At 40.0% G+C, this 14,491-nt stretch carries 18 protein-coding genes and 1 pseudogene; 2 read left to right on the plus strand and 17 right to left on the minus strand.

Translation table 11 applies throughout. The features are described from left to right. Nucleotides 1-95: 95 nt before the first annotated feature. From EKN16_RS08610 to EKN16_RS08640, 7 genes are all read right to left on the minus strand, one after another. Nucleotides 96-551, minus strand: coding sequence for an NUDIX hydrolase (locus tag EKN16_RS08610; RefSeq protein ID WP_125655445.1), 456 nt, complete (start codon nucleotides 549-551; stop codon nucleotides 96-98). A gap of 255 nt (nucleotides 552-806) precedes the next feature. After that, complete coding sequence (locus EKN16_RS08615; protein WP_125655447.1) at nucleotides 807-1,310, minus strand: hypothetical protein; 504 nt, start codon at nucleotides 1,308-1,310, stop codon at nucleotides 807-809. A gap of 41 nt (nucleotides 1,311-1,351) precedes the next feature. Next, the gene (locus EKN16_RS32940; RefSeq protein WP_125655449.1) at nucleotides 1,352-1,549 is read right to left on the minus strand and encodes a hypothetical protein; all 198 of its coding nucleotides are present in this window, start codon (nucleotides 1,547-1,549) and stop codon (nucleotides 1,352-1,354) included. Then, nucleotides 1,546-1,926, minus strand: coding sequence for a DUF6547 family protein (locus EKN16_RS08625; protein ID WP_125655451.1), 381 nt, complete (start codon nucleotides 1,924-1,926; stop codon nucleotides 1,546-1,548). Before EKN16_RS08625 ends, EKN16_RS32940 begins: the two co-directional genes overlap by 4 nt. 239 nt (nucleotides 1,927-2,165) lie before the next feature. Then, nucleotides 2,166-2,813 (minus strand): hypothetical protein, encoded by a 648-nt coding sequence (locus EKN16_RS08630; RefSeq protein WP_125655453.1) that lies wholly within the window; start codon nucleotides 2,811-2,813, stop codon nucleotides 2,166-2,168. Between the two features lie 296 nt (nucleotides 2,814-3,109). Continuing rightward, nucleotides 3,110-3,370 (minus strand): hypothetical protein, encoded by a 261-nt coding sequence (locus EKN16_RS08635; RefSeq protein WP_125655455.1) that lies wholly within the window; start codon nucleotides 3,368-3,370, stop codon nucleotides 3,110-3,112. A gap of 420 nt (nucleotides 3,371-3,790) precedes the next feature. Further along, nucleotides 3,791-4,378, minus strand: coding sequence for an ankyrin repeat domain-containing protein (locus EKN16_RS08640; RefSeq protein ID WP_125655457.1), 588 nt, complete (start codon nucleotides 4,376-4,378; stop codon nucleotides 3,791-3,793). Nucleotides 4,379-4,737: 359 nt separating this feature from the next. Between EKN16_RS08640 and EKN16_RS08645 the strand changes: the two genes are divergently transcribed. Both EKN16_RS08645 and EKN16_RS08650 read left to right on the plus strand, forming a co-directional pair. Further along, entirely contained in the window at nucleotides 4,738-5,589 is an 852-nt protein-coding gene (locus EKN16_RS08645) for a tyrosine-type recombinase/integrase (RefSeq protein ID WP_125655459.1), read from the plus strand. Beyond that, entirely contained in the window at nucleotides 5,582-6,724 is a 1,143-nt protein-coding gene (locus EKN16_RS08650; protein WP_125655461.1) for an IS91 family transposase, read from the plus strand. Before EKN16_RS08645 ends, EKN16_RS08650 begins: the two co-directional genes overlap by 8 nt. 355 nt (nucleotides 6,725-7,079) lie before the next feature. Here EKN16_RS08650 and EKN16_RS08655 read toward each other — a convergent pair whose 3' ends face one another. The 10 genes and pseudogenes from EKN16_RS08655 to EKN16_RS08705 all read right to left on the minus strand — a co-directional run bounded on the left by EKN16_RS08655 (nucleotide 7,080) and on the right by EKN16_RS08705 (nucleotide 14,212). Next, nucleotides 7,080-7,439: a hypothetical protein gene (locus EKN16_RS08655; protein ID WP_125655463.1), complete on the minus strand. Its 360-nt coding sequence runs from the start codon at nucleotides 7,437-7,439 to the stop codon at nucleotides 7,080-7,082. Nucleotides 7,440-7,706: 267 nt separating this feature from the next. Beyond that, on the minus strand, nucleotides 7,707-8,162 hold the full coding sequence (locus EKN16_RS08660) for a GNAT family N-acetyltransferase (protein ID WP_164522732.1): 456 nt from the start codon (nucleotides 8,160-8,162) through the stop codon (nucleotides 7,707-7,709). 272 nt (nucleotides 8,163-8,434) lie between these two features. Continuing rightward, nucleotides 8,435-8,896 (minus strand): NUDIX hydrolase, encoded by a 462-nt coding sequence (locus EKN16_RS08665; protein WP_125655467.1) that lies wholly within the window; start codon nucleotides 8,894-8,896, stop codon nucleotides 8,435-8,437. A 262-nt stretch (nucleotides 8,897-9,158) separates the two neighbouring features. Then, a complete protein-coding gene (locus EKN16_RS08670; protein WP_125655469.1) occupies nucleotides 9,159-9,470 on the minus strand; it encodes a hypothetical protein in 312 nt (103 codons plus the stop codon). A gap of 232 nt (nucleotides 9,471-9,702) precedes the next feature. After that, nucleotides 9,703-10,290: a metallophosphoesterase family protein gene (locus EKN16_RS08675; RefSeq protein ID WP_125655471.1), complete on the minus strand. Its 588-nt coding sequence runs from the start codon at nucleotides 10,288-10,290 to the stop codon at nucleotides 9,703-9,705. 252 nt (nucleotides 10,291-10,542) lie between these two features. Next, a pseudogene (locus tag EKN16_RS32945) lies at nucleotides 10,543-11,325 on the minus strand (DUF4238 domain-containing protein). A gap of 301 nt (nucleotides 11,326-11,626) precedes the next feature. Further along, nucleotides 11,627-11,884: a hypothetical protein gene (locus EKN16_RS08690; RefSeq protein WP_125655477.1), complete on the minus strand. Its 258-nt coding sequence runs from the start codon at nucleotides 11,882-11,884 to the stop codon at nucleotides 11,627-11,629. A 279-nt stretch (nucleotides 11,885-12,163) separates the two neighbouring features. Then, nucleotides 12,164-12,715 (minus strand): hypothetical protein, encoded by a 552-nt coding sequence (locus EKN16_RS08695; protein WP_125655479.1) that lies wholly within the window; start codon nucleotides 12,713-12,715, stop codon nucleotides 12,164-12,166. Between the two features lie 243 nt (nucleotides 12,716-12,958). Beyond that, nucleotides 12,959-13,525, minus strand: coding sequence for a histidine phosphatase family protein (locus tag EKN16_RS08700; protein WP_125655481.1), 567 nt, complete (start codon nucleotides 13,523-13,525; stop codon nucleotides 12,959-12,961). Between the two features lie 216 nt (nucleotides 13,526-13,741). Beyond that, nucleotides 13,742-14,212 carry an NUDIX domain-containing protein gene (locus EKN16_RS08705; protein WP_125655483.1) on the minus strand — a complete coding sequence of 157 codons (471 nt, stop codon included), beginning with the start codon at nucleotides 14,210-14,212 and terminating at the stop codon, nucleotides 13,742-13,744. Nucleotides 14,213-14,491: the final 279 nt, after the last annotated feature.

A 14,491-nucleotide genomic window follows, 5' to 3' on the forward strand; every position in this document is an offset into this window, starting at 1 on the left:
GAATATGCATCTCTGCTACTGAAATCACTTCCCCGAATCAGCTTCTACTACTCCTGTCCGGACCAAGGGCGTATGCCCGCAGCGTGAATACGGTGTTATCTGCTGTTGCTCTCTTCCGTGAGATTACCTGATAAAATCCCTGCTCTTCTTATGATGTTTATTCTTTCCTCTCTTCCTTCTATATTCTTTATCATATCTATTGCTGTTTCAAAATTTGTAATTACATAGCCTGTTTTCTCAAATCCTTTTGGCATTTCTAAAATTTTCTTTACTTCCGTTAAGTAATAGACTGTATATCCATTCGATTCTTTCCAGAACCAGCATGCAAAAGGGGTTCTATTTTCAGTTAATTCAATTCCTGCCTCTTCCATTACTTCCCTATTTAGCCCTTCATCTAACGATTCATTCTCTTCTAATCTTCCACCAATTGTTGTTAATACTTTTTCTTCACGATCCCAAACCATAACTAAATTCCCATTTCCCAAAATTGGTACACAATGAACACCGCCAATTGGGAAATCCGTTGGAATTTCAGTAATAAACTTCAGCATAAAAACATCTCCCAAAATAATGGATTAATTTCTCTTTAGAGTAATTGCAGATAACGTTCTTGTGTTCACGACGTCCCACCGACTTAAGGCGACGAAGTCGCCGGGCGCGATGCGCTTAGTCGGTGCGGATGTGTCCGGCTGAATCTGCTTCCCTGCTACTGACAATTACATCTCCGAGCCCTCATCTAACTTCTGCCGGACCGAGGGGCGAATGCCCCGAAGTGTGAACATGGTGTTAGCTGAAGTCGAACTCTTCTATGAGTAATCTAACTGAATTCCCGCTTCTTTAAATGCTTGTTTATAAATATCCTTATCGTGAATTGCTTTAGATGATTTAACAAAATTCGTGTACATTCTTAATTTAACTTCTTCAATATTATTAAACAGTTTTATCAGATCATTATTAATAAATAGGGGTGCCAGAGATAGAACTATCACAGAAAAAACGTTAGGGAATCTAATCTGTATTGTATCTGCATTGAATATAAAACTCTCCATGTACTTATCAAAATCATAGCAATTATAAATTTCTTCACCTAGTCGAAATGGAAACCCACTTCCGTCTTCCCACTCAATTAATAACCCCCAAAATGCTATTAATGATCCAGCACTATACCTATTATGGTTGTCGTTAAAATATAGATAATAGGGATAAAATAATTCATCTGAGCACCATGGAAAATCTATTATTCCTTGTTGTTCAATAATTATTTGGGATAAGTAATCGAGCTTATTCTCTAAGGCTATATTTTGCTTCATTTCTTCCTCCGAGTTTGCATTCTAAAAGCTCTAGTTCGATTTCAGCTAACATTCTTGTATTCACGACGTCCCACCACCTTAAGCCCGAAGGGCGGCCGCGATGCGGTTAGGTGGTGCGGATGTGCCCGGCCGATTAGACATCTCAGCTGCTGAAATACCTCTCCGAGTCCACTTCTAACTTCTGCCGAACCGAGGGCCGAATGGCCCGAAGCGTAATATGGTGTTATACGAAGCTTCACGACTTCTCCGAATCAGGCCAAGGATCTCCTTCTCTTCTACAATCCCAATCATAATACATTTCTGAATCAAACGGTTCCTTTGCCATTTCAGTTTCATTTTTTATTAGTTTCAAACCATTTATATTTATTTCATCAGTTAAGAAAACTAAGACATCATGTATTCCACCATCTCTTGATTGTTGAATGATATGAGCAAGTATTTGCTTTTGGTCTTGAGATAATCCGTTTATAAATTCATTGATTTTTGAATTCTCTTCAGTCTTTGGCCAACCTTTTGTTAGTACCCAATTAGATAAGACGCTCAGTCGAATATCGACCAAACCATCAATAAAATCTTTATAGTTTTGTAGGCTTTCTGCTTGTTTATCGTCTTTCATATGTTCCTCCGCATTAGTGAAGTTTCGTATAACGTTCTTGTATTCACGACGTCCCGCCGACTTAAGGCTCCGCCAGGAGCCGGCCGCGATGCGGTTAGTCGGTGCGGATGTGTCCGGCTGAATCTACTTCCCCGCTACTGAAACTGCCTCTCCGAATCCACTCCTAACTCCTGCCGGACCGAGGGCGAATGCCCGATGCGCGAATATGGTGTTAGGTGAAGTACAGGCTTCTTGAAATTCTATTCAAACTTCCTTCTTATTCCAGCAACCTCTAGTTCTATACCGACTTTATTCAGTGTCCCTGCAAATCCAGTTCCGTTTCTTTGTGTCCCATCAAATTGAACACTAAATGTATGTTTTCTATGTGGAGCTATGTTAACTACATGTTCTTCAAAATTTTCAATATCAGGATATTTATCTTTTAATATAGGTTTGATCAATACTTCCTCCTCAATTCCATAGTTATAAATTGTAAATGAACAATTTGCTTTAACATCTGATTCAACTGTCTGAAAGTTGCACTTACTATCTTTCATTGAGAAATCTAAAGAATTGATCCCCTTAGAATTATGCTTCAGTAAAAACATAGTTTTCTCACTTACAATTGGACAAATCAAGATAAATGCAATGCAACCTATAATAACTCTACTTAATATCTTTGGAAATCGGGGACGATATGTTCTTACTGTACATGACACACCAAATATTAGTAACGAAAACCCAAGTAAAGCTGGCAAATGAAGCCCAGTTTCATCTTTATCTGTCCATGGGGACAAGCCAATGAACTTAAATAGATAATCTCCAAAAGAATTATCCAAATGATTATCAGATATCATCAATAGACCGAGAAGTAAAATAACTACGTAAAGAATATTTTTTCCCTTCAAAGCTCATCCTCCATAAAAAGATTTCCCTGTATTTCACCTAACGTTCTTGTATTCACGACGTCCCACCACCCTAAAGGAGCAAAGCGACTGGCCGCGATGCGGTTGGGGGGTGCGGATGTGTCCGGCAGAATTTGCTTCCCTGCTACTGCCAATTGCATCTCCGAATCCACATCTAACTCTGCCGGACCGAGGACCGAATGGCCCGATGCGTGAATATAGTGTTATCCGATGCCTCCGACTTCTCGAACTGCTTACAAACTCTGTTCTTATTACTATTCATTGCTCTTCATGAAGCCTTATGGTTGTTTACTTGATTGTTCTCTCTGTAAACGTTTTTTTCGTCCGTAATCGATATACGTATATATAACTAGAAATACACCTGGACCAAAAATCAATATAAAATTATCACTGAAGGCGAACAATAAAAAGTAAAGTACTGACCAAACTGCTATTATTATTGTTTTTTTTAACTTTTTTCTATCTTTATACTTTTCTCTATTGTTGAGCATTTGCGAAACGATAAGTCCAATAAATATAGTATTTATAATTTGAACCATCTGTAACCTCCTGTGTCTTTATGTGGTTTCGTCCTTAGTACATTACAATCTCATTTGATTGATATACAAAAACAAGCCTTAGTGGAATTGTAATCCAACTAAAGGCAGTTATCATCAACTTTTTCTTCTCTCATATAGCGACGCTTCCTATGAAATAGGAGTAATACTATGCTCTTAAAACACTCGGAGGTTTCGGATAACGTTCATGTGTTCACGACGTCCCACCGACTTAAGGCGACGAAGTCGCTGGCCGCGATGCGGTTAGTGGGTGCGGATGTGTCCGGTTGATTACGCGTCCCTGCTGCTACCAATTGCATCCCCGAATCCCCATCTACTCCTGCCGGACCGAGGGCCGAATGGCCCGAAGCGTGAACATGGTGTTATAAGATGTTGGTGCCTTCTTCGAAATATAATCTTATTCTAATGCAGTCCTTCAAGATATTTTATTTTAATCTCATCAGATTCTCTTCCTGAATCTGTGTATCTAAGTGATAGCTCGTATGCTGTGTCATTATAAATATTTTTACTCCTCCAATCAGCTCCATTGTCTACCAACAACTTTAACATCTCGACAGATGTATACTGTTCCTCAGCAGCGCGTATTAAAGGTGTAAAATTGTATTTATCCTTATAATTCACATTTGCACCAGCATCAATTAATAGCTTTGCAATTTTGATGTCTTGCTTGCCGGAAGCGATTCCCAATGCTGATTCTTGTATATCATCATCATAATTCAAATTAGGATTCACCCCACTATTAAGTAAGTATTCAACTATTTGTTCATGATCATTAAATATTGCCTCGAATAATGCGTATTCAACGACTCCTACTTCCTTTGTTAAATCTTTAATTCTTTCAAGATCTCCCGATTTAGCCGCCTTTAAATATAAATCTACTTTTAAAGCTCTTTGATGCTCATTCTTGTTTTCCTGAATGTACTGGTAAATAATTATAGAAAGGATTATTACTATTATACTAATAACACTAATTCCTACTATCTTTTTCAATTTATCACCTGTTTCCTATATATTCCTGAACATTTGGATAGTAATTGCACTACAAAGAAATGCAATACGATTTTTTGGGGTTTGCGCCAATTTCTTATAACGTTCTTGTGTTCACGACGTCCCACCGACTTAAGGCGACAAAGTCGCCGGGCGCGATGCGCTTAGTCGGTGCGGATGTGTCCGGCTGCCTCCACTCCCCCGAAATCCCTCTGCCGGACCGAGGGGGCTCGTCCCCCGATGCGTGAACACGGTGTTGAACTAAACCGCTTCGCGGTAGCTTTTTAAACCCAGTAAATCCCTACTTCAATTACAGCACACTTTCCTTTAGTCTCTACAGATAAAAAGGATGGTGTTTACTCATGCAAGATTTCACGCAAGCAATGACAGTCTCCATGGAACTCAGAGGCTTTGCCAAAAGCACACAAAGAACGTACTTGGCCCACATTCAGCGGTTTTCTCAGTTTTGCGGCAAATCTCCCATTTCCTTCGGCTATGAGGAGGTTAGAGCCTTTCTACATTATGCCATCACTGTTAGAAAACTTAGCTCCGCCTACGTCAACTCTGCCTATGGCGCCATCAAGTTTTATTACCAATCCGTGCTCTGCCTCGATTGGAACATGCAGCATGTCCCTCGAATGAAGAAGAATTCTTCGCTGCCGATCATCTTGACAGCACCGGAGGTGCTCCGCCTCCTTGACGCTACCTCGAATCTCAAGCACAAAGCCATTCTTTCTACCATCTATTCCGCTGGACTTCGAGTCAGTGAAGCTGCTCATCTCCGCATTTCCGATGTGGACAGCAGCAACATGCGTATTTTCATTCACCAATCCAAGGGCAACAAGGACCGCTATTCCCTTTTATCTGAAAAAAATCTGCTGCTCCTCCGCCAATACTGGAAAAGTTATCGCCCTAGCTCTTGGTTGTTTCCCGGCATGTCCGCCGCAGCGCCTATTTCGACTCGAACGATTCAATCCGTTTTCAAGCAATCACTACTTGCTTCAAGTATTTCGAAGGATGTCTCCGTCCATACGCTGCGCCATTGCTTTGCCACCCATCTGCTGAACAACGCCGCTAGCATTCTCCAAATCAAAGAACTGTTAGGGCACGCGGATATTCAGACGACTTCCATGTACCTTAATCTCACCCATGCTCAGGTGCTCGGTCTGAAAAGTCCCCTTGATCTTCCCTATGGGGGTGATGCTCGTGATTGAGTTGCCGGACGTATTCTCTCATTTCGCCGCGCCCTTTCTTGCTTCTCATCCTGTTCATGTCGAAGGACTCAAAGCCGCGAAAGCGATTGTCCATTGCCGTACGGCGGCCCTGGGCGGGCATCTTCATCAATGCGATTCCTGTGATGATGTGAAAATCTCCTACAATTCTTGCCGCAATCGCAACTGTCCGAAGTGTGGAAATTTGAAGAAAGAGCAGTGGATTTTGGATCGTTCCTCTGAACTGCTACCTGTTCCTTATTTCCATACCGTCTTTACCGTCCCACACCAGTTGAACCCATTGTTTCTTGCCAATCCGTCACTTATGTATGCGTTGCTGTTCAAGGCAGCATCCCAAACCCTTACGAAGCTCGCGTTGGATAAAAAGTTTCTCGGTGCTCAAATTGGTGTCACGATGGTGCTTCATACGTGGGGACAGAATCTGTCGTTCCATCCCCATGTTCATTGTATTGTGCCTGGCGGCGGTCTTTCTCCTTCGGGCTGCTCGTTTGTGCAATCGAGGAAGAAATTTTTCATTCCTATCAAAGTGCTCTCTAGGATGTTCCGAGGCAAATTGCTTTATCTCGTAAAACAAGCCTTCGCCCAGCAGAAGCTCCTCTTTACAGGCTGTTCCTTACCTTTTGCGGAGGAATCCTCCTTTCAGGCATTACTTGACGCGCTCTATGCGATGGAGTGGGTGGTCTACTGTAAAAAACCGTTTAAGACTCCCTACCATGTGGTGCAATATTTGAGTCGATATACGCACAAGACTGCGATTTACAATAATCGGCTCGTCGCCATGGATGACGCTTCCGTCACATTTCAGTACCGAGATTACAAGGATCAGAGTAAAGTTAAGTCCTTGAAACTGGATGCTATGGAGTTTATGCGCAGATTTATGCTGCATGTTCTTCCCTCCGGTTTTCAGAGGATTCGGTATTATGGATTCCTCAGCAACTGCAACCGGAAGACTAAGCTGCACACCTGCTTGCGCATAACTCGTACCCCCATCAAGCCCAAGGTGAAGCTGACGGCTAAGGAGCTTATTTTGAAGTTAACCGGTAGAGATCTGTCGATTTGTCCTTCGTGCAGCGGGAATTGGTGTCAGCTAACGACCTTGCACCCTTCCGACGGTTGACGTGCTTCAATAGAATAATTGGTTCTTGCGCAGCCTGCCACGGGGAGGGGGAAGCTATGCCTTCAATCGGTACGAAGAGTCGCTGACCTCAACCATGGTACTCACTATTAACACCCAGGTCTCCATTGAAGCAGATGGAAAGTAATAACAAACCCCATAGGTTCGTTCGTACGACGGCTTCGTTCAACATGGATTTGCGCAATTGCCCTCCGACTGTATTGCTCATATGATCATGAGCTGTTGACCTTCATTGTTGTGCTTTGAAGGTCATTTTTTTCTGGGCAACTGCGCAACCAATCCAGAGTGTTATGTGATGTCGCTTCTTCCTAGAATAACAAACACAGAACTTATCGTCTCAGAACTGATCTTCATTATTCATTTCTTGGAAGTTCCTTTCTTCTTTCGATCTTTTTATTTTTAATAAAAAAGCCACTGGAAAAATGATTGCGGAAATAATGAAAGCAAATATACCCAAAATTAATCCTATTAAAGGAAACGTATCTATTGAGAAGCCAATGTCAGATGTAAAACAAAATATTGACCATAGAATATAACCTACTATTATGTAAATAAGAGTAATTAAAAATCCTATAACTATACTTTTAGTTTTACTTTCCCCTTTCAAATACGTTTTAATTGCAACTTTATATCCAAGAAATAAAGTAATCATCAGGTAAATTATATAAATCCGTAGACCTAATACATCTATCTCCATTTTATTTCACCTTCATTTGAGTTTGTTCTCTTGAGAATTTCGGTCTTTTCACTTGAATAAGCGATTTCACATAACGTTTCCGTGTTCACGATGTCCCACCACCTTAAGCGAACATAGTGAGCGGCCGCGATGCGGTTAGGTGGTGCGGATGTGTCCCGGCAATCACTTCCACGGCCTATCTTCCGGGACCGAGGGGGCTTGTCCCCCGATGCGTGAACACATTGTTATATGATGGATCGGCCTTCTCTGATATACCTACGTTTCCTTTTATAGCCCTTCTTTTTCTTCCAAGTTTAAAACGTGACTTGCTTTATGTATTCCTTCTGCTCTTGAGAATCCAATATTTCTGTAAAATTTATCAGCAATTGGGTTCTCAGTATATAAAGTTATTAATCGAAAATACTTCTCTGATTCCTTAATGATCATCTCTAAGAGTTTTTTTCCTACGCCACTACATCTGTGCCTCGGTAAAACGTATAAGTGTCTCACTCGACCTACATCAATAAGATCGAGATAAGGATCAATATTTAAACCACCTATCCCTATGACTTCCTCATCAACTATTGCTACAAATAACGATTCCCCAAATCTATTAAATCTATTACTTCCAATTTTGTATTCATCAAGTAATTTCTGAACAAATTTATATCCCTCAGATAAGCTATTATCTAATAACAAATTCAAATTGTACTGTTCGAGAAGACTAACTCTTTCAACAATCATCGTAGTATTCACCCTCATTTGACAATTGGTTGCCGATCTTTCATATAACGTTCTTGTATTCACGACGTCGAAAGACTTAAGGGATTGATCGGATCGGCGCAGCCATCCATCACACCGGTTCGCGTAGCGAAATTAGTCTTGCAGATGTGTCCGGCTGATTCCGCTTCCCTGCTTCTCAACTTCGGCCGGACCAAGGGCGTCAGCCCGCAGCGTGAATACGGGGTTATATGTTGTCGGGGCCTTCCCTGAGCTACTACCAATATGTATTTCTCTTAAACTACTTCTCTTATTTTCTTTAGGAAATTATTGATTATCGGTATATCTGGAGGGCTTATTTCACTCGGTATATCTTGAATATTAAAGAACTTTATATCCTTCACTTCTTTTTCATCCAGGTTAATATTGCCTTGATATTCCCTACAAGTATAAGCAACTATAACGTTATAAACTTCATCTCCATGGGGGTACTGATAATATAAGTCCTTCCCCGAAAATACATCTAACAAATTTATCTCATCTGCAATTAGCCCTGTTTCTTCAAATAATTCTCTTTTTGCTACTTCTTCCATGGATTCGCCTGGCTCTAGTGATCCTCCGGGTAAACCCCATAAACCATTATCCGCTCTAAGTTGTAAAAGTATCCTGTCTTGTTTATCGATTATTATTACGCATGCTCCTGTCATTATTAAAGGCCTTGTACCTACGATTTGTCTAAGATCCATAATATATCCCAAAAGTTACATCCTCCTAAAAATATTTCTAATTTACTTTTGACTTTATCAGCCCTTGCCCCGATTGCATATAACGTCTTTGTATTCACGAACCCTCACTGGCTTAAGGGGCGCATGCCCCGGGTCCGGCGGACTGAGCCAGTGCAGGGTTGTCCGGCTGTCCCCCACTTCCCCGAAATCCCTCTGCCGGACCGAGGGCCGGATGGCCCGATGCGTGAATACGGTGTTATAAGATGTTCCCGCCTTCGAAGCAATGCTCGAATCATTATAATTTATATTTAAATAGTGGTACGTTTATAGGTGTAATCGAAATAAGTCGTGGGCGCTGCCATAATCTCTTTTTATATTGAATGTCATATTTTTCATCTTTATTTATTAAATTAGAAATATTAATATTTATTGATATTTCAGTCGTATGATTATCTTTATCTTGTACAAGAATATTGTGACTACCTGCCACTACCAGTGTAATTCTCTCTTCGGCCGTAATATCAATTAGATACCAACAACCAAACAAAATTAGGCTTAATAGTATCAATGCAGACTTAATTGGATTACTATTCTTATTATCTCCCATCAAATTATCACCTCATTTTGTATTTAAGATTCTGTGGACTTTGCGGGAATTTCTTATAACGTTGTTGTATTCGCGACGACCATTCCCCTTAGATAACTCTTATCTTAGGGGAATGGATGTATCTGCCTGAACCCTTCTTCCTCGAGAATACTTCTGGCAGATCAAGTGCCGTATGGCCCGCAGCGCGAATATGGTGTTATCTGAAGTATCAAGCCCACCTTGAACCCGACTTCTAAATCTCTATAATATGGTATCCAAAAGCATTTATTATCTCTGTCTTCTTATAATGATGTATTCTTTGGTTTCTTCCATAGTTCAAATGTTGATGGCCATGTAACAAATATCTAGGATTATATTGGTTCATAAATTCTATAAAGCATTCAAATCCTCTATGACATAAATCATCACCGTCTCCAATTCTGTAAGCTGGGGCGTGTGTCACTAAAATATCTACGCCATTACTTAGCCATAGCCTTAGCTTAAGTTTAGTTATTCTCCAACTCATTTGTCTTTCTGAAAATTGATATTCTCCGGGGCTGTAGCGGTAACTACCACCAAGTCCCAATATGCGAATTCCATTATAAGTAACTATTCTATCTTCAATGCTTTCGCACCCTTCAGGTGGATCTGATTTGTATTTAGTATCATGATTTCCATGAACATAAAATAAAGGAGCGTTAATCATGCTCACTAGAAAAGATAGATATTCTGCTTTAAGATCACCGCAAGAAATAATTATGTTGATGTCCTTAAACTTCTTGGGTTCAAAATGATCCCATATGTATTTTGATTCTTCATCGGAGATAACTAATATTCTCATTTAATCTCCTCCGGTTTAGATCTTAATAAAAGCACTGCTTGATATTTCAGATAACGTTCTTGTGTTCACGACGTCGAAAGACTTAAGGGGTGATCGGATCGGCGCAGCCATCCATCATACCGGTTCGCGAAGCGAGATTAGTCTTGCAGATGTGATCGGCTGAATCTACCCCCGGCTCTTCTACTTCGGTCCGGGCCAAGGGCGCAAGCCCGCAGCGTGAATACAGTGTTATACGCAGTTATTGACCTTTCCTTAAAATAATGTTTCTACTTCTCTTGAACTTGAAAATATATATCTTTGTGAATTTCTTAGAGTCATTGAATTGATTCTATTTACTGTCAAAGTATCTACATTCCAAATCAATGGTAACCTATCTTCCCAGCCCCCTAGTAGACATACTACAGGACTCAATGGAAATGTAACTTGAACGTTTGGACTATTAAATCCTGTAAAAACCATCTCTTGATTGTTTGGATCTGCAACGACAACTGGATTGTCAGAAGTGACGAAACAACTCCCCTCTGAAGCAGTCATTAAACACCAATTCATCCCTAATAATAAATGGCTAACTGAATGAGTAGTTCTTATTACAGCATCCATATCAATAGAATTTGGAATATCCGTTCGTTTTAAAGTAATTTCTAGCTGTTTCCTATATTCCTCATTATTCAACACTACTGATGACAAATCTCTAAACAAAGGAACTCTAGCCCGCATTGAATATATAAACTTACAGAAATTTAATCTTTCAGAACGTGATATATATTTGTATTATAAAATTTTTCTTAGAATTCTTGCTGAAATGTCTTCTATTTTCCCAAAGTCATCTTCAACAATTGTGGTTAAGTCTCCATTTTCATCTTTTATATCGTTAAATCCTTTAATATAACCTATGTTATTAGGTGCTTTCTTTTTCAAAGTTTTCTCTTTTAGATCTATAACCCAAAGATATGGTTCATATTTTGCTGGTACATTAGGATCTGTAAAATACCTTAAGTAAAACTGAGGAATATAGTGGTGGTCTCTTTTCTCCATTGAAATCCCCCTGAATATTAATTTAAAATGTTTAGGTCAGCAATTGCGTATAACGTTCTTGTGTTCACGACGTCCCACCACCTTAAGCCCGAAGGGCGGCCGCGACGCGGTTAGGTGGTGCGGATGTGTCCGGCTGATTCCACTTCCCTGTTGCTGCCAATTGCATCCCCGAATCTTCAGCTGACTCCTGCCGGACCGAGGGGCGAATGCCCCGAAGCGTGAACATGGTGTTATAGGGTGTAGGCGACTTCTTGAGTTCCCTTACTAGTGTTTCTCGGTTTCTATATTGATTTACGTCTTTTTATAATATGTTTCTATCTAGGTAATTCAATGTTTCTTCAAGACTTTTAAATGCTTCATCGTGTCCTGAAAAATCTATTCCAATTGTTACTTTCCTTCTTGTAATTCCAACACCATCATTATTTGTAACTTGTATTTCAAAATAGTTTAAGTGATTGTCATTCACACTAACCCAGATACATTCTCCTGATGGCTCTAAATAAATATTCCAGCTGGGATATCTGTTAAGCAAGAGTTCTTTCAATTTATTAAACTCCACAGAACAATCCCCCATGATGAAAGTATAGATAAAGAATTGAATGCACTTGCACTTCGCCTATTTCCTATAACGTCTTTGTATTCACGAACCCTCACTGGCTTAAGGCGCGAACGCGCCGGGTCCAACGGACTTAGCCAGTGCAGGGTTGTCCGGCTACTTCCACTTCCCCGAAATGCCCCTGCCGGACCGAGGGCCGGATGGCCCGATGCGTGAATACGGTGTTAACTGAAGTTGCTGACTTCTTCGAATTTACATAAATTTTCTTTCTATGATTGGTTCCTAATATTCCAACTCTTTGTCTAAAAATTTATGCCCTTTACAATAATATTCAAGCAATATCCTTCGAGATCTATAATCGATTTCATAGTAAATTCCTAATGCATATCTACAAACATGCTCCGGCAAAGTTTTCCCATCAAAAGACCATATTTCGTCATAGCTATCTTTAGTTAGAGCAATTAATCTAAATCTATCATTATCTTTCTCATCTTGTTTTCGACCAGACTTTTTCATTTCTATAGCAATTAAATTATCTTGTTCGATTATATTACCTCGACTATGAACAATGAGGTCACAATTGATCTTTACTACAATATCCTTAGGCCCCCGAATAGTTTTTAGAGAGGTTTTAACCTTCCCATTTTTGTTTCGATTGTATTCGACGTCTACTTTGTAGTCTATAAATTCAGAATTCTTAATAAAGTTATATATATGTATCATTAATGCACCACAGAGCGTCCGCTCAGATACTTTTGAAAGTAGTAAATCTATATCACTTCTTATGAAACTTTTATTTGCATCTTCAAATATTTTAATAAGCCTTTCCTCCATAAGTAACCTCCAACAAGATTTCTATGATTATTCAGCAATTTCAGTTAACGTTCTTGTATTCACGAACCCGAGAGGCTTAAAGGAGCGTATGCGACTGGGTAGCTTAGCCACTTAGCCTCGCAGGGTTGTCTGCCTGCTCATACTTCTCCGAATTGCTTCGGGCAGACCAAGGGGGCTTGTCCCCCGCAGCGTGAATACTCTGTTATGTGATGTCACAGTCCTCTTCGATAAACCTTATAAAATCTAATCATTCCACATTCTTGTTACTTCTTCTAATTCTAAGTCCTCGAATTGCATTTTATAGATATCTGGTTTCTTTAATTGATTCAAAAATTCCAAGCCAAAAGCTGGATCAAAATGATTCATCATCAAAGTCATTACAAGACCATGAGTCCCGATTGCTATTTTCTTCCCGCTGTGCTCTTTTAATATGGGTTTTAGAACTGAGATTGCTCTTTTCTGACAATCAGCATTAGACTCTCCACCCGGCAAGGTATAATCAGGGTCATTAAAACTCTCTCTGATACTAGACATTAACTCTGCATTTTCAATAATATAAGATGTAAAATGACGTTCTCTAAGATCTTCAAATACTTTAATATCTAACTTTAAGTGCTCGGCCAATCCCTCAACACTAAGAATTGCTCGAGTATAAGGACTTGATATAATCATGTCTATTCCTTCACCTATAAGTAACTTCGTTACTTTTTCAATATCGATCTTTCCTTTTGGGGTAAGCCCTCTTGTTCTTTCATTTCCTTCATTGTATGGTGATTCTCCATGCCTAACCATATAGATAATTGTCTTCATACAGGCCTCCATTAGATGCTTTCATTAAATATAACACTGTGATTTCACATAACCTTCGTGTATTCACGACGTCGATCCCCCTTAGATAGCTCTTATCTTAGGGGGATCGATGTGTCCGGCTGCTTCAACTTCCCTGAAATGCCTCTGCCGGACCGAGGGCAGAATGGCCCGATGCGTGAATATGCTGTTATACGACGTAATTGCCTTCTCGATTTATCATTCAAAAATTGCTCTTTCAGTGTATTCTCTAATAAATATCTCTTTTGGATATGGATTTACTATAGGGGGGATCTCCGTTTCTTTAAAGTACTTTAATTCTTTCATTTCATCATTATCCGGAGTTAGTTTTCCACCGATAACTTTACATTCAAATACGATCGTCAAGTATTCTACTTTATGTCCGTTACTGTAGATATATCGATGTTTTTCTCCTCCAAACACACCAATGATTCGTTCAGGTGTAACTACTAATCCGGTTTCTTCCAAGACTTCTCTACAAACTGCTTCATTTGGGGTCTCGCTTATTTCTATTGCTCCAGCAATTAGTCCCCATACATCTTCATTATGTTTCCGTCCAAATAGAATTTCATTTTCTTCATTTCGTATTATGCCAACCACAGCAGGCACGAATATTAATTCTGGTCCAAACTTATTTCTTAAGTCTTTGTAATAGTCCGACATGGACATAAGATAAATCTCCTTTTATTTCTTTTGGCCTGCAATAAGCAATTATGTCGTATAACGTTCTTGTATTCACGAACCCTCACTGGCTTAAGTGAGCGATAGTGAACGGGTCCGACGGACTTAGCCAGTGCAGGGTTGTCCGGCAGAAGTCACCCTCGGCACTTCTACTTCGGTCCGGACCAAGGGCGTAAGCCCGCAGCGTGAATACGGTGTTATACGCTGTTGCTGGCTATAAAGCGTTTCTCGGAAAATTTAATAACCGGTACAGAATGTACCGGCCAT

It is taken from the genome of Paenibacillus baekrokdamisoli, assembly GCF_003945345.1.
GTDB classification, from domain to species: domain Bacteria; phylum Bacillota; class Bacilli; order Paenibacillales; family Paenibacillaceae; genus Paenibacillus_Z; species Paenibacillus_Z baekrokdamisoli.